25 protein-coding genes and 1 pseudogene are annotated in these 24802 nt (G+C 70.0%); 4 read left to right on the top strand and 22 right to left on the bottom strand.

The annotated features are described in order from the left end of the window. The first annotated feature begins 6 nt into the window (after positions 1-6). Both mutS and PK606_RS00620 read left to right on the top strand, forming a co-directional pair. Positions 7-2577 carry a DNA mismatch repair protein MutS gene (mutS, locus tag PK606_RS00625; protein WP_324559481.1) on the top strand — a complete coding sequence of 857 codons (2571 nt, stop codon included), beginning with the start codon at positions 7-9 and terminating at the stop codon, positions 2575-2577. Between the two features lie 36 nt (positions 2578-2613). Next, positions 2614-3441: a proteasome-type protease gene (locus PK606_RS00620; protein WP_324559479.1), complete on the top strand. Its 828-nt coding sequence runs from the start codon at positions 2614-2616 to the stop codon at positions 3439-3441. Between the two features lie 69 nt (positions 3442-3510). On the opposite strand, the gene PK606_RS00615 is transcribed toward PK606_RS00620, so the two are convergent. Beyond that, entirely contained in the window at positions 3511-4035 is a 525-nt protein-coding gene (locus PK606_RS00615) for a DUF1622 domain-containing protein (protein ID WP_324559477.1), read from the bottom strand. On the opposite strand from PK606_RS00615, the gene PK606_RS00610 reads away from it, so the two are divergent. Further along, a complete protein-coding gene (locus PK606_RS00610) occupies positions 4025-4837 on the top strand; it encodes an alpha/beta fold hydrolase (RefSeq protein ID WP_324559475.1) in 813 nt (270 codons plus the stop codon). The genes PK606_RS00615 and PK606_RS00610 overlap by 11 nt on opposite strands. On the opposite strand, the gene PK606_RS00605 is transcribed toward PK606_RS00610, so the two are convergent. The 6 genes from PK606_RS00605 to PK606_RS00580 all read right to left on the bottom strand — a co-directional run bounded on the left by PK606_RS00605 (position 4740) and on the right by PK606_RS00580 (position 10363). Next, the gene (locus PK606_RS00605; protein WP_324559473.1) at positions 4740-5486 is read right to left on the bottom strand and encodes an alpha-ketoglutarate-dependent dioxygenase AlkB; all 747 of its coding nucleotides are present in this window, start codon (positions 5484-5486) and stop codon (positions 4740-4742) included. The genes PK606_RS00610 and PK606_RS00605 overlap by 98 nt on opposite strands. 52 nt (positions 5487-5538) lie before the next feature. After that, entirely contained in the window at positions 5539-6396 is an 858-nt protein-coding gene (gene panC / locus PK606_RS00600) for a pantoate--beta-alanine ligase (protein WP_324559471.1), read from the bottom strand. 78 nt (positions 6397-6474) lie between these two features. Then, the gene (gene panB, locus PK606_RS00595) at positions 6475-7353 is read right to left on the bottom strand and encodes a 3-methyl-2-oxobutanoate hydroxymethyltransferase (RefSeq protein WP_324559469.1); all 879 of its coding nucleotides are present in this window, start codon (positions 7351-7353) and stop codon (positions 6475-6477) included. Between the two features lie 207 nt (positions 7354-7560). Beyond that, complete coding sequence (locus PK606_RS00590; RefSeq protein WP_324559467.1) at positions 7561-9249, bottom strand: cobyric acid synthase; 1689 nt, start codon at positions 9247-9249, stop codon at positions 7561-7563. Between the two features lie 98 nt (positions 9250-9347). Next, entirely contained in the window at positions 9348-9749 is a 402-nt protein-coding gene (gene lepB, locus PK606_RS00585) for a signal peptidase I (RefSeq protein WP_324559465.1), read from the bottom strand. Continuing rightward, positions 9749-10363: a DUF6448 family protein gene (locus PK606_RS00580; RefSeq protein ID WP_324559463.1), complete on the bottom strand. Its 615-nt coding sequence runs from the start codon at positions 10361-10363 to the stop codon at positions 9749-9751. Before PK606_RS00580 ends, lepB begins: the two co-directional genes overlap by 1 nt. 349 nt (positions 10364-10712) lie before the next feature. On the opposite strand from PK606_RS00580, the gene PK606_RS00575 reads away from it, so the two are divergent. Beyond that, positions 10713-10991 carry a hypothetical protein gene (locus tag PK606_RS00575; RefSeq protein WP_324559461.1) on the top strand — a complete coding sequence of 93 codons (279 nt, stop codon included), beginning with the start codon at positions 10713-10715 and terminating at the stop codon, positions 10989-10991. Between the two features lie 33 nt (positions 10992-11024). On the opposite strand, the gene PK606_RS00570 is transcribed toward PK606_RS00575, so the two are convergent. The 15 genes and pseudogenes from PK606_RS00570 to PK606_RS00500 all read right to left on the bottom strand — a co-directional run bounded on the left by PK606_RS00570 (position 11025) and on the right by PK606_RS00500 (position 24768). Beyond that, entirely contained in the window at positions 11025-11459 is a 435-nt protein-coding gene (locus PK606_RS00570; protein WP_324559459.1) for a DNA-binding protein, read from the bottom strand. Next, the gene (locus tag PK606_RS00565; protein ID WP_324559457.1) at positions 11392-12027 is read right to left on the bottom strand and encodes a nucleotidyltransferase domain-containing protein; all 636 of its coding nucleotides are present in this window, start codon (positions 12025-12027) and stop codon (positions 11392-11394) included. Before PK606_RS00565 ends, PK606_RS00570 begins: the two co-directional genes overlap by 68 nt. 40 nt (positions 12028-12067) lie before the next feature. Then, positions 12068-14848 (bottom strand): DNA methyltransferase, encoded by a 2781-nt coding sequence (locus tag PK606_RS00560; RefSeq protein WP_324559628.1) that lies wholly within the window; start codon positions 14846-14848, stop codon positions 12068-12070. Between the two features lie 323 nt (positions 14849-15171). Then, on the bottom strand, positions 15172-15444 hold the full coding sequence (locus PK606_RS00555) for a type II toxin-antitoxin system Phd/YefM family antitoxin (RefSeq protein WP_324559455.1): 273 nt from the start codon (positions 15442-15444) through the stop codon (positions 15172-15174). Between the two features lie 9 nt (positions 15445-15453). Continuing rightward, entirely contained in the window at positions 15454-16005 is a 552-nt protein-coding gene (locus PK606_RS00550; RefSeq protein WP_324559453.1) for a methylated-DNA--[protein]-cysteine S-methyltransferase, read from the bottom strand. Positions 16006-16113: 108 nt separating this feature from the next. Further along, positions 16114-16668 (bottom strand): histidine phosphatase family protein, encoded by a 555-nt coding sequence (locus PK606_RS00545; RefSeq protein WP_324559451.1) that lies wholly within the window; start codon positions 16666-16668, stop codon positions 16114-16116. A 58-nt stretch (positions 16669-16726) separates the two neighbouring features. After that, positions 16727-17521: an adenosylcobinamide-GDP ribazoletransferase gene (locus PK606_RS00540; protein WP_324559449.1), complete on the bottom strand. Its 795-nt coding sequence runs from the start codon at positions 17519-17521 to the stop codon at positions 16727-16729. 27 nt (positions 17522-17548) lie between these two features. Continuing rightward, positions 17549-18757: a serine hydrolase domain-containing protein gene (locus PK606_RS00535; RefSeq protein WP_324559447.1), complete on the bottom strand. Its 1209-nt coding sequence runs from the start codon at positions 18755-18757 to the stop codon at positions 17549-17551. Positions 18758-18816: 59 nt separating this feature from the next. Continuing rightward, complete coding sequence (gene cobT / locus PK606_RS00530) at positions 18817-19902, bottom strand: nicotinate-nucleotide--dimethylbenzimidazole phosphoribosyltransferase (protein ID WP_324559445.1); 1086 nt, start codon at positions 19900-19902, stop codon at positions 18817-18819. A 10-nt stretch (positions 19903-19912) separates the two neighbouring features. Next, complete coding sequence (locus PK606_RS00525; protein ID WP_324559443.1) at positions 19913-20959, bottom strand: aminotransferase class I/II-fold pyridoxal phosphate-dependent enzyme; 1047 nt, start codon at positions 20957-20959, stop codon at positions 19913-19915. Positions 20960-20987: 28 nt separating this feature from the next. Further along, positions 20988-21986 (bottom strand): adenosylcobinamide-phosphate synthase CbiB, encoded by a 999-nt coding sequence (cbiB, locus tag PK606_RS00520; RefSeq protein ID WP_324559441.1) that lies wholly within the window; start codon positions 21984-21986, stop codon positions 20988-20990. Between the two features lie 15 nt (positions 21987-22001). Then, positions 22002-23039, bottom strand: coding sequence for a biotin synthase BioB (bioB, locus tag PK606_RS00515; RefSeq protein WP_502920760.1), 1038 nt, complete (start codon positions 23037-23039; stop codon positions 22002-22004). A gap of 162 nt (positions 23040-23201) precedes the next feature. After that, a pseudogene (locus PK606_RS00510) lies at positions 23202-23396 on the bottom strand (nitroreductase family protein); the annotation flags it as partial. Positions 23397-23402: 6 nt separating this feature from the next. Next, positions 23403-23984, bottom strand: a complete 582-nt coding sequence (gene cobO, locus PK606_RS00505) for a cob(I)yrinic acid a,c-diamide adenosyltransferase (RefSeq protein ID WP_324559438.1) — start codon at positions 23982-23984, stop codon at positions 23403-23405. Next, entirely contained in the window at positions 23974-24768 is a 795-nt protein-coding gene (locus tag PK606_RS00500; protein ID WP_324559436.1) for an ABC transporter ATP-binding protein, read from the bottom strand. The genes cobO and PK606_RS00500 overlap by 11 nt, the downstream gene beginning before the upstream one ends. Between the last annotated feature and the right edge of the window lie 34 nt (positions 24769-24802).

The raw sequence follows: 24802 nt of genomic DNA, 5'->3' as shown, positions 1-24802 counted from the left end.
ACGCCGATGATGGCGCAGTACCTGCGCCTGAAGGCCGACTTCCCCGACACCCTGCTGTTCTACCGCATGGGCGACTTCTACGAGATGTTCTACGCCGACGCCGAGAAGGCCGCCGGCCTGCTGGACATCACGCTCACCACGCGCGGGCAGTCGGCCGGGCAGCCGATCCTGATGGCGGGCGTGCCCTTTCATTCCGTCGAGGGCTATCTGGCGCGGCTGATCAAGCTGGGCGAATCGGTCGCCATCTGCGAGCAGGTCGGTGACGTCGCCACGGCGAAAGGCCCGGTCGAGCGCAAGGTGGTGCGCGTGGTCACGCCCGGCACACTGACCGATGCCGAGTTGCTCGCCGACAAGAGCGAATCGATGCTGCTGGCCGTGCAACCGGGCGCGCGCAACCGCTGCGGCCTGGCCTGGCTGGCGGTGACGCAAGGCGTGGTGCACCTGGCCGAATGCACGCCTGCCGAACTGCCCGGCTGGCTGGAACGCATCGCGCCCAGCGAACTGCTGCTGCCGCAGGATGCCGCGCCGGCCCTCGAGCAGCACCTGCGCACGCTGCGGCCGGCAACAGGTCGCGCACCCGCCCTCACCCACCGGCCCGGGTTCCAGTTCGACGCCGCGCTGGGTCGCGGCAAGCTGCTGGAGCAGCTGCAGACCGCCAGCCTGGCCGCCTGGAACGCCGAGGACCTGCCGCAGGCGCACGCCGCCGCCGCCGCCCTGCTGGCCTATGCCGAGCACACGCAGGGCCGCGCGCTGACGCACGTGCACGACGTGGTGGTCGAGCGGCCGGGCGAGCTGATCGACCTGCCCGCCACCACGCGCCGCAACCTGGAGCTGGTGCAGACCCTGCGCGGCGAGGACGCACCCACGCTGTTCTCGCTGCTCGACAGCTGCATGACCGGCATGGGCAGCCGCCAGCTCAGGAGCTGGCTGCTGGCGCCCGCGCGCGACCGCGCCGACGCCGGCGCGCGGCTGGCCGCCATCGGCGCGCTGCGCGAGCACGGCCTGTGGCAGCAGCTGCGCGCGCAGCTGAAGGGCACCAGCGATGTCGAGCGCATCACCGCCCGCCTGGCGCTGGGCCAGGTGCGCCCGCGCGAACTGGTGGCACTGCGCCTGGCGCTGCAAAAGCAGGGGCTGCTCGCACTGCTCGATGGCCGCCCGGAGCCGCTGCTGGCCCGCATCGCGATCGATCTGGCGCCGCCCGCCGAAGCGCTCGATCTGCTGCAGGCGGCGCTGCTTGACGAGCCGGCCGCCCTGATCCGCGATGGCGGCGTGATCGCGCCCGGACTGGACGAGGAGCTGGATGAGCTGCGCGCCATTACCGACAACTGCGACGCCTTCCTGATCGAGCTGGAAGCGCGCGAGCGCGAGCGCACCGGCATCGCCAACCTGCGCGTGCAGTTCAACAAGGTGCATGGCTTCTACATCGAGGTCACACTGGGCCAGGCGTCCAAGGTGCCCGAGGACTACCGCCGCCGCCAGACACTGAAGAACGCCGAGCGTTTCATCACGCCCGAGCTGAAGGCCTTCGAGGACAAGGCGCTCAGCGCGCAGGAGCGCGCGCTGGCGCGCGAGAAGTGGCTGTACGAGCATCTGCTGGAGGCGCTGCAGCCCCACGTGCCGCAGCTCACCCGCTTCGCCCGCGCCATCGCCGCGCTGGACGCGCTAAGCTGTCTGGCCGAGCGCTCGCTGACCCTGAGTTGGTGCGCGCCGAGCTTTGTGCGCGAGCCCTGCATCGAGATCCGCGGCGGCCGCCACCCGGTGGTGGAAAGCCGGCTGGCCGAGACCAGCGGCGCGCCCTTCATCGCCAACGACACGGTGCTCGGCCCCAAGGCGCGGATGCAGGTCATCACCGGCCCCAACATGGGCGGCAAGAGCACCTACATGCGCCAGGTGGCGCTGATCGCGCTGCTGGCGAGCATGGGCTCCTACGTGCCGGCGCAAAGCTGCCGGCTCGGCCCGATCGACGCCATCCACACCCGCATCGGCGCCGCCGACGACCTGGCCAACGCGCAGTCCACCTTCATGCTGGAGATGACCGAGGCGGCGCAGATCCTGCACACCGCCACGCGCGAGTCGCTGGTGCTGATGGACGAGATCGGCCGCGGCACCAGCACCTTCGACGGCCTGGCGCTGGCCAGCGGCATCGCCGCGCAACTGCACGACAAGACCCAGTGCTTCACGCTGTTTGCCACCCACTACTTCGAGCTGACCGAATTCCCGGCCACGCACCGCGCGGCCGTCAACGTGCACGTCAGCGCGGCCGAGAGCGGACACAACATCGTGTTCCTGCACGAGCTGCAGGCCGGCCCGGCCAGCCGCAGCTACGGCATCCAGGTGGCGCGTCTGGCCGGCGTGCCGGCGCCGGTGGTCAATCATGCGCGGCACGTGCTGAGCGAGCTCGAGCGCGGCGCGACGCAGCAGCGCGCCCAGGTCGACCTGTTCGCGCCGCCACCGATGGCGGACGCCGCCGAACCCTCGCCCGTAGAATCGGCACTCGAGGGCATCGACCCGGACGCGCTGAGCCCGCGCGATGCGCTGGACGCGCTGTACCGACTGAAGCAACTCCTGCCGAAATGAGCGCGCCGTGGCGCGTTCGCCGGCCATCACAGCCTCATGACCTATTGCTGCGCCATCAAGATCAATGAAGGCATGGTGTTCCTGTCGGATTCGCGCACCAACGCCGGCGTCGACTCGATCAGCACCTACCGCAAGATGCTGGTCTACGAGCGCCCGGGCGACCGCTTCATGGTCATGCTCTCGGCCGGCAACCTGTCGATCTCGCAGTCGGTGCGCGAGATCCTGCAGACCGAGGCGATCCGTGATGCGGAAAGCGGCGAGGCGATCACGATCTGGAACGCGCGCAGCATGTTCGAGGCCGTCCAGGTGCTGGGCGCGGCGGTGCGCCACATCAACCAGCGCGACGGCGCCGCGCTGCGCCATGCGGGGCTCGAGTTCAATGTCTCGCTGATCTTCGGCGGCCAGATCGCGGGCGAAGGCATGCGCCTGTTCATGGTGTATTCGGCCGGCAACTTCATCGAATCGACGCCCGAGACGCCCTACCTCCAGATCGGCGAGTCCAAGTACGGCAAGCCGGTGCTGGACCGCGTGATCACACCCGACACACAACTGGACGAGGCCGCCAAGTGCGCGCTGGTGTCGATGGATTCGACCATGATGTCCAACCTCTCGGTCGGCCTGCCGCTCGATCTGGTGGTGTATGAGACCGATGCGCTGCGCTCCGATCGCATCGTCTGCATCGACGGCAACAACCCCTACTTCCGCATGCTGCACGAGAGCTGGGGCCAGCGCCTGCGCGCGGTGTTCGACAGCATCGAGGATCCGCAGTGGAACGGCGAGCAGACCGAGATCCCGCTCAAGGTCGCATCGCCGCGCCATCCGCCGCTGAAGAAGATCACCAAGGCGGACGAGCGGCTGATCTGATGCCGCATCGATCAGCTCCGTGCGCTCTTGCACACCGTGACGCGCTCGCGCCGGCCATGGCGGACCAGCTCAGGCTTGCGGCGGCCGCTCACGGGCACGCCGCCACGGCCAGTCGCCTTCCAGCTCCACCTGCAGCGCCATGCTCAGGAAGGTCCGGATCAGCACGATCAGCCCCAGCACACCGGCGCTCTCCAGCGTCGGCGTCACGGCGACGGTGCGGATGATGTCGGCGGCGATCAGGATGTCCAGACCCAGCAGAATGCCCTGCCCCATGTCATGGCACAGCCGCTGCAACCCCTGCGGCTGGCGCCGGTGGACGCTGAGGTACCGGCCCAGCGCCAGCACCAGACCCAGCACGATGACCAGAACCCCGGCCGCATCCACGGCAAGCCCGATGTGTTCGACGACGATCCTGAACGTAGGCATGGCGGCTTTGCACAAGAACAAACTGGACCGCAATGTAGCCCGATCCAGGCCCGCCGCCGGCGTTTTTCCGTCACGCTGGACCGGGCCCATGAGTCGCTTTTCCTGACTGATTGATTCCGGCCGCGCACCACGCCGGTGCGTCGTCCCTGCCACCACCATGACCGCCATCGTCTTTTCCCACGGCAACAGCTTCCCGGCCGGCACCTACCGCGTCATGCTCGACAGCCTGCGCGCACGCGGCTGGTCCGTGAGCGCGATCGAGAAGTTCGGCCACGACCCGGACTACCCGGTCACCAACAACTGGCCGCACCTGGTGCGGCAGCTGGCCGATTTCGCCGGCCAGCAGAAGCAAGCCAATGACGGCCAGCCGCCGGTGCTGGTCGGCCACTCGCTGGGCGGCATCCTGAGCCTGATGTGTGCGGCCGAACACCCGGCACTGGCGCGCGCCGTGGTGATGCTGGACTCGCCGGTGCTGCGCGGCTGGCGCGCCGGCGCGGTCAGCGTGGCCAAGCGCACCGCGCTGATGAAGCGGTTGTCACCCAGCCAGGTCAGCCGCCGACGCCGCAACCAGTGGGACGACCGCGCGGCGGTGTTCCAGCACTTCCGCGGCAAGAAAATGTTCGCCGGCTGGGACGAACAGGTGCTGCGCGATTACGTCGACCACGGTACCTTCGACGCCGAGGACACCTGGCGCCTGGCCTTCGATCCGGTGGTCGAGTCCGACATCTACGACACCCTGCCGCACAACATCGACCGGCTGCTGCGCAAGCACCCGCTGAAGTGTCCGGTCGCCTTCATCGGCGGGCTGCAGTCGGCCGAGCTCAAGCAGGCCGGCGGGCTGAACTCGACTGCCAAGTACGCCAGGGGCCGGGTCATGATGATCGACGGCACCCACCTGTTCCCGATGGAAAAACCGCTCGCCGCCGCAGCCGCGGTGGAGGCCAGCCTGCGTGCGATGAGCCTGCCCTGAGCCCTCGACGCCGCATCAGGCCAACTGGACGCCGCCATCCCCGTGGTCGTTGGCCGCTATCTCCGGACCGGCGGTAGCGCACCCGCAGCGCCACGCTGATGCGCGGCCCCACCGTTTGCGCAGTCTTTGGAATGCCATGGTCGTGCGTGTATTGCGAGGCGTGGCTCATCACCAGCACGCTGCCGGGCTCCAGCAGCACACGCACAGGGCGGTGCGGCGGCGTCTTGGCGCGGATCAGCATCTCGCGCGCGTCCCCCAGCGACAGGATGGCGATCGGCTGGCCCGGCGCCAGGTCGGCGATGCGGTCGTTGTGCGGCGCCACGCTGTCGCGGCCGTCGCGGTACAGGTTGAACCCGGCGTGCGTGTAGGGCGCCGGCGCCACGCCGCATACCGCCGCCGCCACCGCATCCAGCAGCGGCGGCCGCGCCGGGTCATCCAGCAGCAGGCGCGCCATCAGCCGCGGCACCGTCACCGAGCGCTCGTACATCCAGCGCTGCTGGCCGTGCCAGTCGATGGCCTGGCGCAGCTCGTCGAACCAGGCGCGATGCAGCGCGGCCGGCACCACCTGCGGCCAGTACACGATGCCGCCCTCGGCGTCGTGCAGCAGAGGCACGGGCTCGTTACCCAGCATCGATAACTGTGTTTTCATACAGTTATCTTAAAACTGGTTGGCATCCCGCGCAAGGCGGGTCGGGGTCGGTTCAGATCTCCAGGTTGTCGATCAGGCGCGTGCCACCCAGCCGCGCCGCGCCCAGCGCCACCAGCTGGCCGGCGCCGTCACCGGTTTGCGGCGGCAGCAGGTCGGCGCGGCGGCGCACCGTGAGGTAATCCGGCTGCCAGCCGCGCGCCGCCAGGCCGAGCCGGGCCGCGGCTTCCAGCGCCGGCAGCTTGTCGGGCAAGGCGTGCGCGGCCGCCAGCGCATCGCGCGCCAGGGTGCGCAAGGCCAGCTGCAGTTGCAACGCCTCGTCACGCTCGGCCGGATTCAGGTAGTTGTTGCGCGAAGACAGCGCCAGCCCGTCCTCGGCGCGCCGGGTTTCGCCGGCCACGATCTCGATCGGCAGCGCGAATTGGCGCACCATGCGGCGGATCACCATCAGCTGCTGGTAGTCCTTCTTGCCGAACACGGCCACGCCCTGCGCCTTACCGGCGAACACGGCCATGAACAGCTTCATCACCACGGTGGCCACGCCGGTGAAGAAGCCGGGGCGAAACTCGCCCTCCAGCAGGTCGGCCAGGGCCGCGTCGGGCACGACCTTGAAGGTCTGCGGCTCCGGGTACAGATCCTGCTCGCGCGGCGCGAACACCAGGTCGCAACCGGCCTCGCGCAGCTTGGCGCAGTCGGGCTCGAAGGTGCGCGGGTAGCTGTCGAAGTCCTCGTGCGGCAGGAACTGCAGCCGGTTGACGAAGATGCTGGCCACGGTGGCGTCGCCCAGCGGCCGGGCCTGCTCGACCAGGGCCAGATGGCCGGCGTGCAGGTTGCCCATGGTGGCGACGAAGCTGGGCCGCTGGGCGCCCTGCAGGGCCTGGCGCAGCTCGGAAAGCGTGTGAACGATGTGCATGGGAAGGTATTTCTACACGTTGCTGTCGGCAACCCGGCGCGATCCGCGCTCAGGCGCAGGCGATCCGGCCCGGGCGGTTTACCAGGCGTGCAGCGCGTCGTCGGGAAAGCTGCCGGCCTTCACCGCCTGCACGTAGGCCTGGATCGCGGCCGGCACGCTGTCGGCGTCCTGCATGAAGTTGCGCACGAACTTCGCCATCTTGCCCAAGTTGACGCCCAGCATGTCGTGCATCACCAGCACCTGCCCCGCCGTGCCCTTGCCGGCGCCGATGCCGATGGTGTGGCAGTGCGGCAGCTCGGCAGTCAGGCTGGCCGACAGCGCAGCCGGCACCATCTCCAGCACCAGCATGGCGGCGCCGGCATCCTGCAGTTCCAGCGCGTGCTGGCGCAGGGTCTGCGCTGCCGCGTCGTCACGGCCCTGCACGCGGTAGCCGCCGAGCGCGTGCACCGTCTGCGGCGTCAGGCCCAGGTGGGCGCAGACGGGAATGCCGCGCTCGACCAGGAAGCGCACCGTCGGCACGGTCCAGCCGCCGCCCTCGAGCTTGACCATGTGGGCGCCGGCCTGCATCAGCGTGGTGGCCGAGCGCAGCGCCTGCTCGGGCGACTCGTGGTAGCTGCCGAACGGCAGGTCGGCGATCAGCCAGGCCGTGCCCTGCACCCGGTACAGCCCGCGCGCCACGCTTTCGGTGTGGTAGCGCATGGTCTCCAGCGTCACGCCGACGGTGGACGGCAGGCCCTGGCAAACCATGCCGAGCGAGTCGCCGACCAGCAGGCATTCGACGCCCGCCGCGTCGGCGACGGCGGCGAAGGTGGCGTCGTAGGCGGTGAGCATGGTGATCTTCTCGCCGGCGGCACGCAGCTGCGCCAGGCGCGGCAGGCTGATCGGGCGCCGCTGCGGCAGCGGCGATGCGGGCGGCAGCGTGCCGTAGGGCGAGCTGCTGGTGGCGGGCTGGTTCATCGGTCTTCGCTTGAACGGTTGTCGGATCGTCCAAGTCTAGTCCAGCGATGCAAGCCAATGCGCCCGCCGCGCCGTCAGGCAGGCCCAGTCTTGCGCAGGCTCAAACCATCGGGACTGGTTATGCGGGGATGCACGACCAGGTGCACGCGGACTGCAGCCACTGCAGCCACTACAGCGCCAGGCGCCTCGGGTCTGCGGCGGCGGTGCTCACGGCGCCACCAGCGCATCCAGCACGCCCGGCGCACTGGCCTCGGCCAGCGCATCGGCCAGCCGGTCGAACACCGCATCCAGCGTCGGCGCCCGCGCGCCGAACAAGGCCCGCAGCACCGCGGCGTCCTCGAACAGGCCGTGCAGGTACACGCCCAGCACGTTGCCGGTCCGGTTCTGCCAGGCCAGGCCAGGGATCACTTCGCGCGCCACATCGCCGCTGGCCGCCATGGCCGGGTGCTGCGCAGTGCGGCCGCTGTGGATCTCGTAGCCGCTGGCCTCGACACCGGCCAGCGCCGACCAGGCGCCCGCCAGCGTGCCGAAACGCACGCTGCTGCGCTGCACCGTCTTGCGCGGCTCGAAGCTGGTGACCAGCGGCAGAAGCCCGAGTCCCGGCGCGTTGCCCTGGCTTTCGACGCCGTGCACGTCGACCAGCGCTTCGCCCAGCATCTGCAGCCCGCCGCAGACGCCGAGCACGCGCCCGCCCCGCGCCGCATGCTGCGCGATGGCGCCGTCCAGCCCCTGCGCGCGCAGCCAGGCCAGGTCGCTCGCCGTGGCCTTGCTGCCCGGCAGGATGATGGTGTCGGCGCCGTGCAGAGCGGACGGCGCGCGCGCCCAGGTCAGCATCACGCCCGGCAGGTTCTTCAGCGGCTGGAACTCGTCGAGGTTGCTGATGCGCGGGTAGGCGACGATGGCGATGCGCGTGATGGCGAGGCCGCCCTCCTCGCGACTTTCCGATGCGGCCGGCAGGAATGGCGAGCCCGCCACGCCATCGTCGAACACGCCGTCCTCCTCCGGCAAGCCATGCCCGAAGCGCATCGGCACCACGGCCACCGTCGGCACGCCGGTCAAGGCCTGCAGTTGCTCGGGCGCGGGCGCCAGCAGCGCGGCGTCGCCACGGAACTTGTTCAGCACGAAGCCCTTGATGCGCGCACGGTCGGCCTCCGGCAGCAGCGCCCAGGTGCCGAACAAGTGCGCGAAGGCGCCGCCGCGGTCGATGTCGGCCACCAGCAGGCAGCGTGCGTCGGCATGGCGCGCCACGCGCAGGTTCACCACGTCGCTGGCCATCAGGTTGATCTCGGCCGGCGAGCCGGCGCCCTCGATGACGACGACATCGTTCTCGGCGCGCAGCGCGTCCAGCGCGGCGGCGATCTGCGGCCAGACGCGTTCGCTGCGGCCGCGCCAGGGCAGCGCCGTCAGCTCGCGGCTGACCTGGCCCAGCAGCACCACCTGGCTGTGCGTGTCGGCTTCGGGCTTGAGCAGCAGCGGGTTCATGCGCACGTCGGGCACGGCGCGCGCGGCCAGTGCCTGGAAGTACTGCGCGCTGCCGATCTCCCCCGGAACGTGGCCCCCACGCTCCACGGCTGCGCCTGTTGCGCTGCCCCCCGACGGGGCCACGCCCCACCTTGGGAGCGGCCCGGCGGCGCTCCACGTGCCCCCACGCTCCACGGCTGCGCCTGTTGCGCTGCCCCCCGAGGGGGCCACACCCCACCTTGGGAGCGGCCCGGCGGCGGGGTGGTCGCCCATCGGCGCGCCTGCCACCACGCGCGCGTTGTTGCTCATGTTCTGCGCCTTGAACGGCACCACCTTCAGGCCGCACCGCGCGTAGTGGCGGCACAGCGCGGTGGCGATCCAGCTCTTGCCGGCGCCGCTGCTGGTGCCCAGCACCATGACGCAGCGCGCGCTCATGGCCGGGCTCCGGCGTGCACGCGCGCGGCGTGTGGAGGTTTCGATGGGGTCGGGGATGAACTCACGCGGCCGATCTTATCGGCGCGCGCTGCCGGCGCTCAGTGGCGCCAGCCGGTCCACAGCCGGCCGACCAGCGCCGCGCGTTCGACGAAGGGCTGGCGCCAGGTCCGGCTGTCGCTGGACGCATCGCGGTTGTCGCCCAGCAGGAAGTAATGCGCCGGCGGCACCTGGTAACTGTCATTGAACATGGATGGGCTGGCGTAGGGCTCGCTCAGCGCCCGGCCGTCGATGCTGACGCGGCCGCCCGCGATCGTCACGCGCTCGCCCGGCAGGCCGATCACGCGCTTGACGACCGGTTCGCCCAGCTCGGGCGAATCGACCACCACCAGGTCGCCGCGCCGGATCGGCGTGCGGCGCCCCAGCTTGCGCGTCAGCGCCAGGCTGCCATCGCGCAGCGTCGGCGCCATCGAGTGCGAGCGGACCCGCGTCAGCCAGAACATCAGTGCTGTCCCGCCGCGCCGTGCGCGTGCCCATGTCCGTGCGCCGCATGCGCGTGCGCATGGTCGTGGTCATGGCCTTCGGCGTACTTGAAGAACGACACGTAGGCGTCCATGTAGCCGCGCGCCGCCATCAGGTCGTCGGTGTCGAAGTTCTTCAGCGCCAGCGCGCGATCGAAGCGCTTCTCCAGCTCGCCCCAGCGCTCGGCGTCGATCAGGCCGCGCAAGGGTTCGATGTTGCCGCGCTCCAGCGCCTCGTCGGCCGCGCGAACCTGCGGCGGCACGTGCGTGCCGATCGGCTTGATGCCGTCGTAGCTCGCACCCTCGCCGGCACGGTGGATGCGCACCAGGTTCTCCAGGAACCACTGCTCGGCCAGCTCGGCAGCCTCGCCGCCACCCTGGTAGACGCGCAGAGCGCGCTCGAAGATCGGCCGCAGCTCGGCCTCGGCGTCCGCGTGCACCCATTTCAGCGCGATGTTGGCGTTGCCCGAGGCCAGCGCGCGGCGGCCGTCGACCACCGCCGGGCCGTCGGCGGTATCGCAGTGTGCCGACGCCGGCCGGACGATCCAGCCCGTCAGGGCAGCGGTCAGGCGCTGCAAGGATGTCATGATGTTCATGTTGTGCTCCTTCAATTTGACGGGCTGGCGGTCGATCACGCCATTGACGCGTCTCCAACTGCCCGTGCTATCTGGCCAGCGACCACCGCCGGCCTACATGGATGTGGGAGCGCCCCGCAGCCAGGGGGTTCACCACAAGGCTGGTACGCTTAACAAATGTCAAGACGACGTGGGCACGAGGGTAGAACCGGCTGCTTGCCACCGTCATGCTCCCCTGTCACACGTCGATCGAGGTCGACTCGGTACCCGACATCCGGCTGACTCATTGTCACACCCGCGTCGAAACCGCCGGGCAGCATGGACATTGAAGGCTGGGCATCCCGCCCGGCCGCGAGAAGGAGCGCACGACATGGACACCACCGCCCAAACCCTGCTGGCCGCCGACCTGGCCGACCGCTGGATCGACGCCATCCTGAGCGAACAGCCCGAGGTGCTGCTTCACGCCGACAGCGAGGAGCCGCTCAGCCCCGAGGACATGGCGCGCAACCTGGCACAGTTCCGCGCCACGCTGATCGAGGAGCTCAGCGAGCAGCCGATCGCCATCGCGTTCGATGACGACGATGACGACGATGACGACGATGACGACGACGATGAGGATGATGAGGACGGCGCCGCCGAGCCACGCTGAAGCTCCAGCCGCCGCCGACGGCCCTCGCCCCGCTCAGCGCGCGCCGACCTTCGCGCGCGCCAGGCGCAGCAGCGCCACAGCTTGCGCCACGCATTCGGCGACCATGTCCGGCGTGACCCCATCGCCGGTGTAATCGTTGGCGTTGCGACGGCGGCGCAGGGCATCCAGCACCACCCAGCTCTCAGGTTTCACGCCGAGGGTCTGACCCAGAGCCTGGATCAAGGTCTGGTGATGGCCTGGTTCGCTGGTCGAAGGCCGGTAGCCGCTGGCCATCATGCCCACCAGCGCGCACTGCATGATGGCCTTGTAGGCGGCATCGAAGCGTGTTTCATCACTGATGGCATCGACGCCCGCGTCCTTCAGGTTGCGCTCCGCCGCGGCCAGCAAGCGCCGCAACTCGTCAGGCGTCGGCTGATGCACCTTGAGCCGGCCGATCGCTTGCAGGTTCTGCAAGTTCTGCGAACTCATGCTCACCCCCTTTCAGCCAGATGCGCGGGCCTGCCGCCACACCACGCACGAAGCCATCGCCCTCGCGCCACTTGCGTGCAAAGCCCGCCACCTCCATCGGCGTCGGATTCACCTCGCGGCCCAGCACCTGCGAGGTCGGCGCCAGCGCGCGCACCGCGTCGGCGAACGAAACCCGGCCCAGCAGCATGACGTCCACGTCGCTGACCGGCCCCGCCGTGCCCGCAGCCATCGATCCATACACGAACGCCAGCGTCACCGCATCTCCCAGCGGTGCAATGGCCTGGCGCAGTACGTCGGCCACGCCCCCCGTCTTGCGCAGCACCGCCGCCAGCTCGGCGAACACCGGATGCACCTTGTTGGCCTGGTACAGCACCTGCCGCCCCTGCTCGTGCCGCAACACCAGCCCCAGGTCGGCGAGCAAGCGCAGCTCGCGGTGCAAGGAACCCGGTGACGCCTGCGTCATGCGCGCCAGCTCGCGCACGTGCACGGCGCGCTCGGGATGCAGCAGCAGTGCCCCCAGGACCGCCGCGCGGGTACGGCCCAGCAACTCGACGTCAAGGCTCTTCATGTTCTCAAAATTGCTTCAATTGTACTCAAATTGAGTACATTCACGCACTGTCCCTTGCCGCGCGCCGACGCCTGCTGCCGGGCTTGGCAGCAGCGGCGGGCAGCAGGCTGGTGATGCGCTGGTAGAGCGTGAACAGGAAGGCCACGCGCTCGGCGTCGTTCTTGTAGCTGCGCGGGCCGCCAGCGAGCTGGTAGGCCTTGTCGACGGCGGCGTCGAGCTTCTGGTGCGCCTTCAGCAGCGCGGGCGGCATGGTCAGCGGGTCGTACAGGTCGGCCAGGCTGCTGCCGGGGAACTGGGCGCGGGCGTCGAGCACGGCCTGCGCAGCGGATTCGATGGCTGCCTGAGCGGACTGCACGGCGGCGGCCAAATCGGCAGCGGCTTCCGGCAGGCTGAAGGGCCAGGGGAAGTTGTTGTAGATGGCTGGCGAGTGGCGAATATCGCTCTTCATCCGACCTCCGACCAGTCGCAACCAAGCGTTGTACATCGAGCTTGAAACGACTCCAAAGTGAAGCGCGGAAGCACCGACTGCTATTTGAAGCTGGTTGCTCGCAATAACGTGTGGCCAGAGAAATCCGATAGGAATGTATTGGCGCGTCTCCGACGACACCTCCGGTATTGCCAGGTACTGCGCATCCGGCTGCCTGTCTTGCGTGAAAAGGGTCGGATACGCCGCGAATTCGACCACGCTCTTCGTCGGACTCTTGCGCCGTGTCTCCGCCACGCGCTGGACGCGCTCCATCACCAACGGCATGGCTCGTAATTGCGCGGGCGCGGCGCCCTTGAGCCAAAGGCACCAGCGACCGTTTCCGTTGATCAATTCCTCACCACCGATGTACGGTCGTATCCACGCCTGCGCGTTAGGCTCTCGCGTCAAAAACTCAGTCTTCTCGGCTTCGGTGAATATCAGGTGCCCGCCATCTGTTGGTTGACTCCCTTTCCTGAGTTGAGGCAATCCTGGCGGCGTTTCTGTTCGCGATGGCAACAACACGTCGGGCGCATCAACCAGGTACGGATTGATATGAGAGGCTTGTATGGCGTGCGGATCACCTTTGACGTTTTCGTACTCGTAGATGACCTTGCCTGGCCGATCCTCCAGCCCGAAGCCGATGATGACGCAGTGAACCGCCGCCTTGCCACGTGCCTCGTTGGTCCAGGCGAAGGTGCGGTGCGCGAAATGAATGTGCGTGCCATTGGCGAGCATCCATCCCCATAACGTGGCCACTTGTTCGCCTTGGCATATGCTGTTGGTGGAAACGAGCGCCGCGTTTGTTGCTGTATTTCCACGCAGGTACTCCACCGTGCGACGGTGCCAGCAAGTCACGTAATCGAGACGGCCAAAACGCCCTTCCGTTCCCCAGATACGGGCCATGTCGGCCATCTGCTCTTGGGTTCTCCATTGGTGTCCCACGAACGGCGGATTGCCCAGCACGTAGCTGCACCGCGTCGCCGGCAGCACCTCGTTCCAGTCGATGGTCAGCGCGTTGCCGTGCACGATGTGCGGGCTGGTGACGAGCGGGATGCGGGCGAAGTACTGGCCGAATTCCTCGCTGACGCGCAGGTTCATCTGGTGGTCGACCAGCCACAGCGCGACCTGGGCGATCTGGGCCGGGAATTCCTCGATCTCGATGCCGAAGAACTGGTCGACGTTGACGCCGATCAGGCTGTGCACGTCGACGCTGCGCTGGCCGGCGTGGCCCTGCAATTCGGCCGCGGCGCGCAGCACCTCCAATTCGAGCAGGCGCAGCTCGCGGTAACTGATGACCAGGAAGTTGCCGCAACCGCAGGCCGGGTCGAGGAAGCTCAGGTGCCGCAGCTTCTTGTGGAAGTCGAACAGCCGATTGCGGTTGCTCCGGACCCTGGCGAACTCGGACCGCAGTTCGTCGAGGAACAGCGGCTGGATCAGCTTGAGGATGTTCTCCTCCGAGGTGTAGTGCGCGCCCAGGTTGCGGCGTGCCTTGGCGTCCATGATGGACTGGAACAGGCTGCCGAAGATGGCCGGGCTGATGGCCGACCAGTCGAGCGCGCTGGCATCGAGCAGCGCCTCGCGCGAAGCGGCATCGAAATCGGCGATGGGCAGCGTTTCCTCGAACAGGCGGCCGTTGACGTAGGGAAAGGCTGCCAGCTGATCGTCGAGGTTGCGGCTGCGCTGGTCCTCGGGCGTGTTGAGCACCTGGAACAGCTGCGCCAGGCGCGCGCCGAGGTCGCTGCCGTCGGTCGCGGTGCGCTCGTCGATGAAGGCGCGCAGGCCCTGGGCTGGAAAGATGGCGGTGTCGTCGGCGAACAGGCAGAACAGCAGGCGCACCAGCAGCACTTCGAGCGCGTGGCCGGTATAGCCACTCTTGCGCAGCGCATCGTGCAGGCGGCCCATGCGCTCGGCGGCCCGGATGTTGACCGGATCCTGCGGCCTGATCTCCTGCGCCTTGTAGCCGGCGATGAAGCCGAACAGGCGCACGTGCCTGTGCAGGTCGGCGAGCGCGAAGTCCCAGGTGCGGCGCGCCTCCAGGTCGATCACGCGAAAGCGCGCGAAGTCGCACACCACCAGGGTGTGCGGCAGGTCGCGCTCGGCGATGCCGGGAAAGTAGTCCATCGCCTGGTCGTATGCGGGTTCGAGCGGCCTGCCGCGCGACTTGTGCTCGACCAGCATCTGTCCGGGCCAGAACAGGTCGATGAAGCCCTGGCCGCCGCCATGCTTCTTGACCGCATGCTCGAAGCTGACCACGCGCCGGTTGGTGATGCCGAAGACGGCGAAGAAGTCGATCCAGAACTCGATCGCCTGCGCGCGCTCGTTGCCGGCGTCGGCCCACTGGCGGCTGAAGGCCATGGCGCGGGACTTGATTTCGTTCCAGGACAGGGGCATGAGTGGCGAGCGACGTGAAAGGCGGTGCGGTCAGGGCATTGTGGCTTGGATGCCGGCGGCTGTAGGCACTGCAGCGCAGCTCACCCCGTGGGACCGGCGGAAGCCGCGAACCGGCGTTGGATTCGCGGCTTCCGCCGCTCCCACAGCACGGCCAGTCTGGTAGCTTGGCGGTGAGCGCAGCGAACCCCGACAAACGCCGCCGCCCGCGTGCGCCGGGCCTGAATCCTGACTCTTGGTGCCGCGCACGAAGCACAGAGTGGCCATCGCACGCGTGGTGAGTCAACGCCTCAACGCTGACGCACCGTGGTCACCGCCGCGTCGATCTCGGCCACGCCGTCGGCTTCGGGCACGGTGGCACAAGCCTCGGCGATGCGGTCGCTGAACGCATCGAAGCGCTCGCGCATGCGGCGGATGCGCCCGAACAGTTCGACATCGACCAGCACCGCCACCGGCCTGCCGTTCTTGCTGACGACGATGCTGTCCTTGCGGTCATGCACCCGATTGAGCAGCTCGCCGAGATGCTGACGGAGGTTGACGGCATTGATCTCGGTGATCACCACGCCCTCGATTCATTCAAGCGGTCCTTGTGATTGAAATGGCTCCGCCGGCGGCCTGCCCTCGCCTTCCAGCGCCAGCAGCCAGCGCTTGCGCGGCAGGCCACCACCGTAGCCGGTGAGCTGGCCGTCGCCGCCGATCACGCGGTGGCACGGCACGATGATCGAGACTTTGTTCTGGCCGTTGGCGGCGGCGACGGCGCGCGAGGCGGTGGGCCGGCCGATGTGGCGCGCCTGCTGGCCGTAGCTGCGGGTCTGGCCGTAGGGGATCTCCTGCAGCGCCTGCCACACGCTGCGCTGGAACGGCGTGCCGACCAGATCGAGCGGGGTCCTGAAGCGCTTGAGCCGGCCCTCGAAGTAGGCGTCCAGTTCCTCGCCCAGTGCCCGGGTGCGCGCGTCCTCACCCGGCACGGCCGGCGCGCCGGCATGGCGTTCGACGTCGCGCCATTCGCGCTCCAGGCCCTTGGTGTCTTGGCTGAACTCGAGCAGGCACAGGCCCTTCGGCGAGAACAGCGCCACCATGTCGCCAAGCGGCGTGGGGTAATGGTGCGAGATCAGTTGGCCCATGTCCGGTGCTCCATGTGGTGTTCGCGCTGGCGGTGAGCAAGCAGCCTGAAAGGCGATTGTCTGCTCGGCCCGGCGACCTTGCGCATGGTGCGGTCTGCGCGAAGCATGTCAAGGCGCATGCAACACCAGCAGGCTGCCGAACGGCAGTTCGTCGCGCGGCCAGTCGGCCCCGCCGGGCGGCAGCTGCACGCCACGCGACAGCAGCAGCGCCGCGCGCATCACGCCAGCATGCGTGACCCACAACGCATCGCGCCCGCTGGTCTGCCAGTCGGCCCAGGCCTGGGCGACGCGCGCCATCAGTGCGCGCACGGTTTCACCATTGCCGGCCGGCGGCGCGTCGGCGAAGTCGGCCAGCCAATGGTCGAACTCGGCTCGCGGAATGTCGGTCCAGCGCAGCCCTTCCCAAGCGCCGAAATCCATCTCGCGCAGGCGCGCATCGTCCTGGATGCGCAGGTCCGGACGCAGGGCCCGCAGGCCTTGCGCGAGCTGCTGGCAGCGCAGCAGCGGCGAGGCGTAGGCCGCCAGACCCGTCGGCAGCTGGGCCGCCAGCGCCTCGGCCGCCGCCCGGCTGGCCACCGCATCGGCCGGCAGATCGCTGGCGCCGTAGCACAGGCCCTCACCGCCGAGCACCGGCGCGTGGCGCGCGAGCCAGAGCGTGCTCATCGCGCCCATCCGTGGCGACGAGGCCGGGCGATCCCGCCCGTGCTGCGATGCGCGAATTTCATGCCGCCGCCAGGCCCAGCAACAGCGCCAGCTCGCACACCTGCTGCGTGGCGCCCAGCGTGTCTCCGGTGAAGCCCTGCAGGCGCCGCCGCAGCAGCCGCAGCATGGCAGCCAGCGCCAGCAGCCACAGCAGCAGACAGATCGGCACCGCCACGGCACCGCCGGCAAATCCGAACAAGGCCAGCGCCGGCAAGGCCCACAGCACGCCGACCGCCACGCCGGCGGCCGAGATGGCATCGGCCAGCGGTTTCGACTTGCTGCCATCGGCCTCGCCGACGTAGGGCAAGGCGCGCATCACCAGCAAGGGCGCCAGGCGCGACAGCGCGTGCGCACCCAGCAGCGCCGCCATCGCGGACCCAGTGCCGCGCCCGGCGAGCAGCGCAATCAGCGCCAGCTTCAGCAGCAGCGCCAGCAGCAGCGCGACGGTGCCGTAGCTGCCGATCCGCGAGTCCTTCATGATGGCCAGCGCCCGCTCGCGCGTCAGCCCGCCGCCCAGGCCATCGGCGGTGTCGGCCAGGCCATCCTCGTGGAAGGCGCCGGTCAGCCACACGCTGGCGATGGTGCTGAGCAGCGCCGCCACCAGCGCGCCCGACGCGCCCGCCGGCAGCACTGTCAAGGCCAGCCCGAGCACCCCGGCCGCAACCGCGCCAACCACCCAGCCGACACCCGGAAAATGCCGCGCACTGGCACGCAGCATCTCCGGGCTGTAGCCGACCCAGGCCGCCAGCCGCCCGGTGACCGGGATGCGGGTGAAGAACTGCAGGGCCAGCAGGAAGTGGCGCAGCGCGTTCATGCCGGATGCGAGGGCGGCGGCACGGCTTCAGCGCCTGGCCGCCTCGTCGTCGACGGCCTGCTGCACCGCGCGGTAGAAGTCCTCGCGCGCTGCGCTGGCCACCTCATCGCGTGCACCACCGGCCCAGTTGGCATTGGAGACGATCACCAGCTCGCGCTTCGGGTCGATGAAGATGCCCTGGCCGAAGATGCCGCGGGCGGCGAAGGCGCCGTCGTCGTAGGTCCACCACTGGTAGCCGTAGCCGCGCCCCGGCTCGCCGATGTCGGCCTGCTTGCGGGTCGCCTCACCCAGCCAGCCGTCGGGCACCACGCTGGTGCCATCGACGCGCGCACCCTCGAGGATGAACTGGCCGAAGCGCGCGAAGTCACGCGAGGCCGCCTGCACGCAGCAGCCACTGATCTCGTGGCCGGTCTTGCTGAGGATCCAGGTCGCCTGCTGCTCCATGCCGACCGGCTGCCACACCTCTTCCTGCAGGTACTGCGCGATCGGCCGCTTCGCCGCCTGGCTGACCAGCACGCCGACCAGGTTGGTCTCGCCGGTGCTGTAGTTCCAGCGCTGGCCCGGCGGCGCCGCGCGCGGCAGGCGCCGCATGTAGCTCACCAGCGCATCGGCGCCCGGTTCGGGCTGGTGGTTGTTGAAGCGGGCGACGTCGGAGTCGGGGTCGCCATAGTCCTCGTTCCACTGCACGCCCGAGGTCATGCTGAGCAGCTGGCGCACGCTGACGTCGTCGTAGGCCGAGCCCTTCATGGCCGGGATGTAATCGCTGACCTTGTCGTCCATGCTCCTGATGTGGCCGTCGCGCAGCGCCGCGCCAACCAGGGTGGAGGTCAGCGACTTGGCGACCGAGAAGCTGGTCCAGCGGCCATGGGCGTCAAAGCCTAGGCCGTAGCGTTCCAGCCGCAGCCGGCCGCCCTGCACGATCAGCAGCGCCGCGCTGCGCTGGCCGGCCATGTAGGCATCGACGTCGAGCGGCAGCGCCAGTGGCGGGCCCGGCGGCAAGGGGCGCGGTTGGGCGGCGGGTTGAATGGTGCGCCACTTGGCTAGCAGCGGGATGCGGTCGAGCGCGCGGAAGGCCGCATCGCGCTGCTCGAGGTTCCAGAACAGCAGGTCGCGGTTGGTCGGGAAGGTGCTGATCAGGCCGCGCGTTTCCTTGTCCAGCGTGAACCAGCCGATGCCGGCGGCACCCAGCACCAGCAGCAGGGCCCACAGAACGATTCTCTTGAGCAGTCTCATCATGCGTCAGCAACTCCCGTGGCAAGCATTCGTGGCGTGCATGGTAGCCGCGCCGGTTGGTCCTAAGCCTTGTCCGCCACGCCCGCCGATTCGAAGCTGGCCATCTCATTGAGGATGCGGCAGCTCGATTCCAGGATCGGCCAGGCCAGCGCCGCACCGCTGCCCTCGCCCACCCGCATGCCGAGGTCGAGCAGCGGCTCGGCGCCCAGCAGTTGGAGCAGGTGCGCATGGCCGCGCTCGTTCGAGCAGTGCGCGAACACGCAGCGCTGCAGCACCTGCGGCGCCAGCCGCGAGGCCACCAGCACGGCGCTGCTGGCGATGAAGCCGTCGACCACGATCACTCGCTGCTGGCTGGCGGCCTGCAGCACACTGCCGACCATGGTGGCGATCTCGAAGCCGCCCAGCGCCGCCAGCACGGTCAGCGGCTCGGTGGCCTCAGCGTTGACGGTCAGCGCCTCGCGCAGCACGGCGGTCTTGTGCGCGATGCCGGCCGCGTCGAGCCCGGTGCCGGCGCCGGTCACCTCGCCGACGTCGATGCCGCCCAGGCGCGCCGTCAGCAAGGCCGCCGCGCTGGTGTTGCCGATGCCCATCTCGCCCAGCAGCACGGCGTTGCCGGGCAAGCCCCTGACCAGCTCGATGCCATTGGCCAGCGCCTGCGCGCACTGCGCCGCGCTCATCGCCGGGCCGCTGGCGCAGTCGGCCGTGCCGTGCGCGATCTTAGCGATGTGCAGCCCCGGCGCCGGCTCGAAATCGCGCCGCACGCCGCAATCCACCACCGTCTGCGCGATGCCGTGCTGGCGCGCCAGCACGCTCACCGCGGCCCCACCGGCGAGGAAGTTGCCAACCATCTGCCAGGTCACCTCGCTCGGATAGGCCGACACGCCACGCGCGGCGATCCCGTGGTCGGCGGCGAACACCAGCAGCTGCGGCGCCTGCAGGCGCGGCTCGGTGCTGCCCAGGATCATGCCGAGCCGCTGCGCCAGCGCCGCCAGCCGGCCGAGTGCGCCGTGCGGCACGGTCTTGCGGTCGATCTTGTGTTGCAGGACGGCCGCCAGCGCGGCGTTGTCGAGATCGGCGATCTCGGGCAGGTTCACGGTCACTTGGTTCTCCTTCTCGAATGCCTTGTCGAGGCTGGCGTGGTGGTGCATGGTCGTGCGATCAACCGGCTTGCTGCGCGGCGGCCCGGCGCAGCGCCACCAGCAGCGCGTCCTGGACTGCAGGTGCCACCACCGCCATCCGCACGCGTCCGGGCAGGCCGAAGCTGGCGCAATCGCGCAGCTTGAAGCCCTGCTGCCGCAGTGCGCACAGCAGCGTTTGCAGCGCCGGGTCGTCTGCGCCCGCCGGGTTGGCGCGCGCGGCGACGAAGAAATTGGCCACCGACGGCTCGATCCGCCAGCCGGCCTGCGCCAGCAGCGCGGTTTGCCGGCGCTTCCATTCGCCGAGCGTCGCGTGACACTGGGCCAGCCAGTCCTGCGCATCGAGGCTGGCCCAAAGCTGCAGCAGCGCCACGCCGTGCGCACCCAGCGGCCACGACGGCGCCAGTGCCTGCACTCGGGCCAGCAGCGCGGGCGGCGCGTCCAGCGGCGCGATGGCGTAGGCGGCGCGCACGCCCGTCAGGCCGAGCGCCTTGTTGGGCGTGACCAGGCGCCAGACGCGGTCCCGCGCCGCCGCATCCAGCGCCAGCGCGCCGTCCAGCCGCAGCGGCTCATAGGCCTGGTCGAGCACCAGGGTCTGCCCGTCCCGCAGCGCCGCCACGCGCGCCGGCAGGTCCGGATCAGCCTGCCCCAGCGGACTGGAGGGCTCACAGGCCCACAGCAGCGCCGCGCCGCCGGGTAGCTGCGTGAGCGCCAGGCCGGCAGCCTGCGCGGCACGCGCGTAGTCGCCATAGGCATGCACCGGCAGATGCACGCCAGCGGCGCGGGTGTGGGTCGCGGCTTCATGCGCCCGCAGCGCCACCGCCGTGCTGATGCGCTGGATGAACTCGCTTGCACTCGCCGCCAGCACGATGCGCGCCGGCGCCACACCGTGCCAGGCACCCAGCTGCACGCGCAGCGCGGTGTAGGCCGGGTCGGGGTAGTGGCGCGCATCCGCGCCCTGCACCGCACGCTCGGCCGGCGGGTACGGCCCGCAGGCGTTGGCGTTGGTGGACAGGTCGTGCGCAGGCACGCCCTCGGCATCGGGGCCGCCGTGGACCGGGCTCAGCATGGCGGCACTCGCGGGTTCAGGAAACCCATCACGCGCCCAGCGTCCCCAGCCAGCCCGCGCACGCCAGCAGCGCGGCCGCCAACGCGGTGCGCGAACCGATGGCGCCGGCGCGCAGCGTGTCCGCCGCCTCGGGCGTGCGGCCAGCATCGTTCAGTACATACGCACCGGGCTTGCGCAAGCGGACACCGAGGGCCAGCGCCATCGCCCCCATCGGCCAGCCGCCGTTGGGCGACGGCGTGCGGCGCGCATCGGCCGCCAGGACGCGCCAGCCGCGCAGCCCACCAAGCAGTCCGCCAAGCAAGCCGATCAGCACTGCCGTCAGGCGCGCCGGCAGCCAGCCCAGCACATCGTCGGCGCGCGCCGCCCACTTGCCGGCCCAGTTCCAGTCGCGCGGCACGCCGTCGAGCGGGCGCACGCCGCGGTAGCCCCACATCGCGTCCGCCGTGTTGGCGAAGCGGAACAGGGCCGCGCCCGGCAGGCCCAGCACGGCAAACCAGAACAGCGGCGCCACCAGCGAATCATTCAGGTTCTCGGCCAGGCTTTCGATGGCGCTCTCGCGCACCTGCACCGCATCGAGCCCGGACACGTCGCGGCTCACCAGGCGCGCCAGTTGCGCCCGCCCGACCTCCAGCGACTGGTCCAGTGCCGGCTCGACCGCCAGCACCTCGTCGCGCAGCATGGCCCAGGCCAGCAGCGGCTTCAGCAGCAGGCCCAGCGCCAGCGCCGCCAGCCAGGCGGGCAGCAGCAGAAGCCCCGCCTGCAACTGCCACGCCAGCGCAAACACCAGCGCCGCCGCCGCGCACCAGGCCAGCGCGGCACACCAGAACACGCGCCGGTCGGAGCGCCGCCGCGGCTGGTCGGCGCGCGGCGCCAGCCGGGCGCCGGCCCAGCCGAGCCAGCGACCCATCCAGGCCACCGGGTGCCAGCGCAGGCCCGGCTCGCCGAACACGCGGTCGACCGCCAGCGCCAGCACCGGCGCGGCGGCCAGCAGCCAGCTTGATTCGGGCGGCGGTGTGAGCCACGGCATCGTGCAGTGGCGACCTCAGTCTGATTCGAAGGCCGGCACATCCGACACGCCAGCGCGCGCCCGGATGCCCAGCTTCTGCAGCAAGCCGCGGTCGGCGCCGACGTCCGGGTTGCCGGTCACAAGCAGCTTCTCGCCGTAGAAGATGCTGTTGGCGCCGGCCAGGAAGCACAGCGCCTGCACTGCCTCGCCCAGTTGCTGGCGCCCGGCCGACAGGCGCACGCGCGACGTCGGCATGGTGATGCGCGCTGCGGCGATCATGCGCACGAATTCCAGTGGATCGAGGTCGGGCTGGTCGGCCAGCGGCGTGCCCTCGACCTTGACCAGGTGGTTGATCGGCACGCTCTGCGGCACCTCCGGCAGGTTGGCCAGCTGCGCGATCAGCCCGGCACGCTGGCGGCGCGATTCGCCCATGCCGACGATGCCGCCCGAGCACACCTTGACACCGGCGCCGCGCACGCGCTCCAGCGTGTCGAGCCGGTCCTGGTAGTCGCGCGTGCTGATGATCTCGCCGTAGAAGTCGGGCGCGCAATCGAGGTTGTGGTTGTAGTAGTCAAGGCCGGCGTCCTTCAGCTTCTCGGCCTGGCCATCGGCCAGCATGCCGAGCGTCGCGCAGGCTTCCAGGCCCACGTCCTTGACGGTGCGCACCAGCTCGGCCACGGCCTCGATGTCGCGCTCCTTGGGCGCACGCCAGGCGGCGCCCATGCAAAAGCGCGTGGCGCCCGCCGCCTTGGCGGCTTCGGCGGCGCGCCTGACCTCGCCGCTGGCCATCAGCTTCTCGGCCTTGACGCCGGTGTCGTAGTGCACCGACTGCGGGCAGTAGCCGCAGTCCTCGGGACAGCCACCGGTCTTCACGCTCAGCAGCGTGGCCAGCTCGACCTCGTTCGGATCGTGGTGCTGGCGGTGCACCTGCTGCGCCTGCCACAGCAGATCGTTGAAGGGCTGGTTGAGCAGCGCCTCGATGGCTTCGACGCTCCAGCGCTCCTTGCTCGGCGCCGGCATGGTCGCGCCCGGCTGCGAGGTGACGGGTGCTTCAACGACGGATGGATGGGACATCGGTTTCCTTTCTGCAATGACAGCCTTGAATATCTGCTGCTTCGAATTCAGGGCGCATCGAGCGCGCTGACGGTGTCGGGGTCGGCGTGGGGTGGTGGGCGAGCGGCGCGCGCTTCATGGCCATGGCTTCAGTGCGCCGCTTCATGCTCGTCCGTCAGCCAATCGGCGCGTGATGCGCACGAAGCGCCACGGTTGCATGAAGCCGACGCTCGGTCCCCAGTGCGCGGCCTGCAGCAGGCGCTGCAGCAGCGCCGGCGCGACGGTCCGGCCCGGCAGGAAATGCCGCATGTCGCGCCGCTCGGCGATGACGCGGTAGAGCGCGGCGCGGTCGGAGTCGGGATAGCGGTGCTGCGACACGGGTGGTCAGTCCTCGATCCCGCGCTGCGCCGGCACGCCGGCCTTGAAGGCGTGCTTGACCATGGTCATCTCGGTCACGGTGTCGGCGATGTCGATGATCTCGGACGGGCAACGCCGGCCCGTGAGGCACACGTGCACGTCCTTCGGGCGCTGCTGCAGCGTCTGCAGCACCTCGTCCAGCGGCAGCCAGCCGTAGATCAGCGGGTAGGTGATCTCGTCCAGCACGACCAGGAAGTGCTCGCCGTCCAGGATCGCCGCCCTGGCCTTCTGCCAGCCGTCGCGCGCCAGCTGCGCCGAATGATCCAGATCCTTGCTCTTCCAGCTGAAGCCGTCGCCCAGGCCCTCGATCGGCAGGCCGATCTGCTCGAACACGCGGTGCTCGCCAAAGCGCGCGCTGGGCACCTTCATGAACTGGAAGATCGCTACCCGCCGGCCATGCACGTGCTGGCGACCAAAGGCGCGCAGCGCCAGGCCGAAGGCGGCGGTGCTCTTGCCCTTGCCGTCGCCGGTGTTGACGATGATGAGGCCGCGCCGCTCGCCTTCGGGCCGCTCGTAGCGTTTTTCGCTTGGTGGTGTCTCAATCTGCATGCACTGATGCCTCCTGTGGAATGCGTGGCAAGGCCACCCATTGGTGATCGACCTGGCGCACTTCGACCCGGCCGTCGAACGCGACCTGCAGCGCGCGGTGCGTGGCCGGGCTGGCGCAGGCACCGTGATGGACCACGCGGCCGTTGCGCACGATCAACAGCTCATCGGCCTGCAAGGCCATGCCGAGCTCGTGCAGCACGCTGACCACGGTGCCGCCCGCGGCCACCTGCTCGCGCGCCAGCGCCAGCCAGTCGGCCTGGTGCGGCGGGTCCAGGTGCGCCAGCGGTTCGTCCATCAGCAGAAGCGGCGCCTGCACCGCCAGCGCACGCGCCAGCAGCACGCGCTGGCGCTCGCCGCCCGACAGGTCGCCCAGGCGGCGCGCACGCAACGGCCACACCTGCATGGCCTGCAGCGCCTGGCGCGTGATGGCGTGGTCCTGCTCGGACGGCGGCGCCAGCCAGGAGCGGTGCGGCAGGCGGCCCAGCAGCGCGACGTCGTAGGCGCTCAGGTCCTCGGAGCCGGGTTCGCCCTGCCCCAGCCAGGCCAGTTGTCGGGCGCGCTCGCGCAGCGGCCACTCCAGCAGCGGCCGGCCCTGCAGCTCGACCGTGCCGTCGGTCGGCAACAGCCCGGCCAGCACCCGCAGCAGGGTCGACTTGCCTGCGCCGTTGGGGCCGACGATGGCGGTCCAGCGGCCGGCACGGATGCGCACGTCGAGCTCGTGCAGGATCTGCGCCTTGCCGATGCGGGTGGCCGTCGAGCGCGCCGCGACAGCGATTCGATCCATGGTCACCGCATCCCCTCCTCGACTCGCGCGCGCC

Source organism: Ottowia sp. (assembly GCF_035444425.1).
Classification (GTDB): domain Bacteria; phylum Pseudomonadota; class Gammaproteobacteria; order Burkholderiales; family Burkholderiaceae_C; genus Ottowia.
Note: the sequence above shows the minus strand (reverse complement) of the source record. Positions and strands in the feature narration are given on the sequence as shown.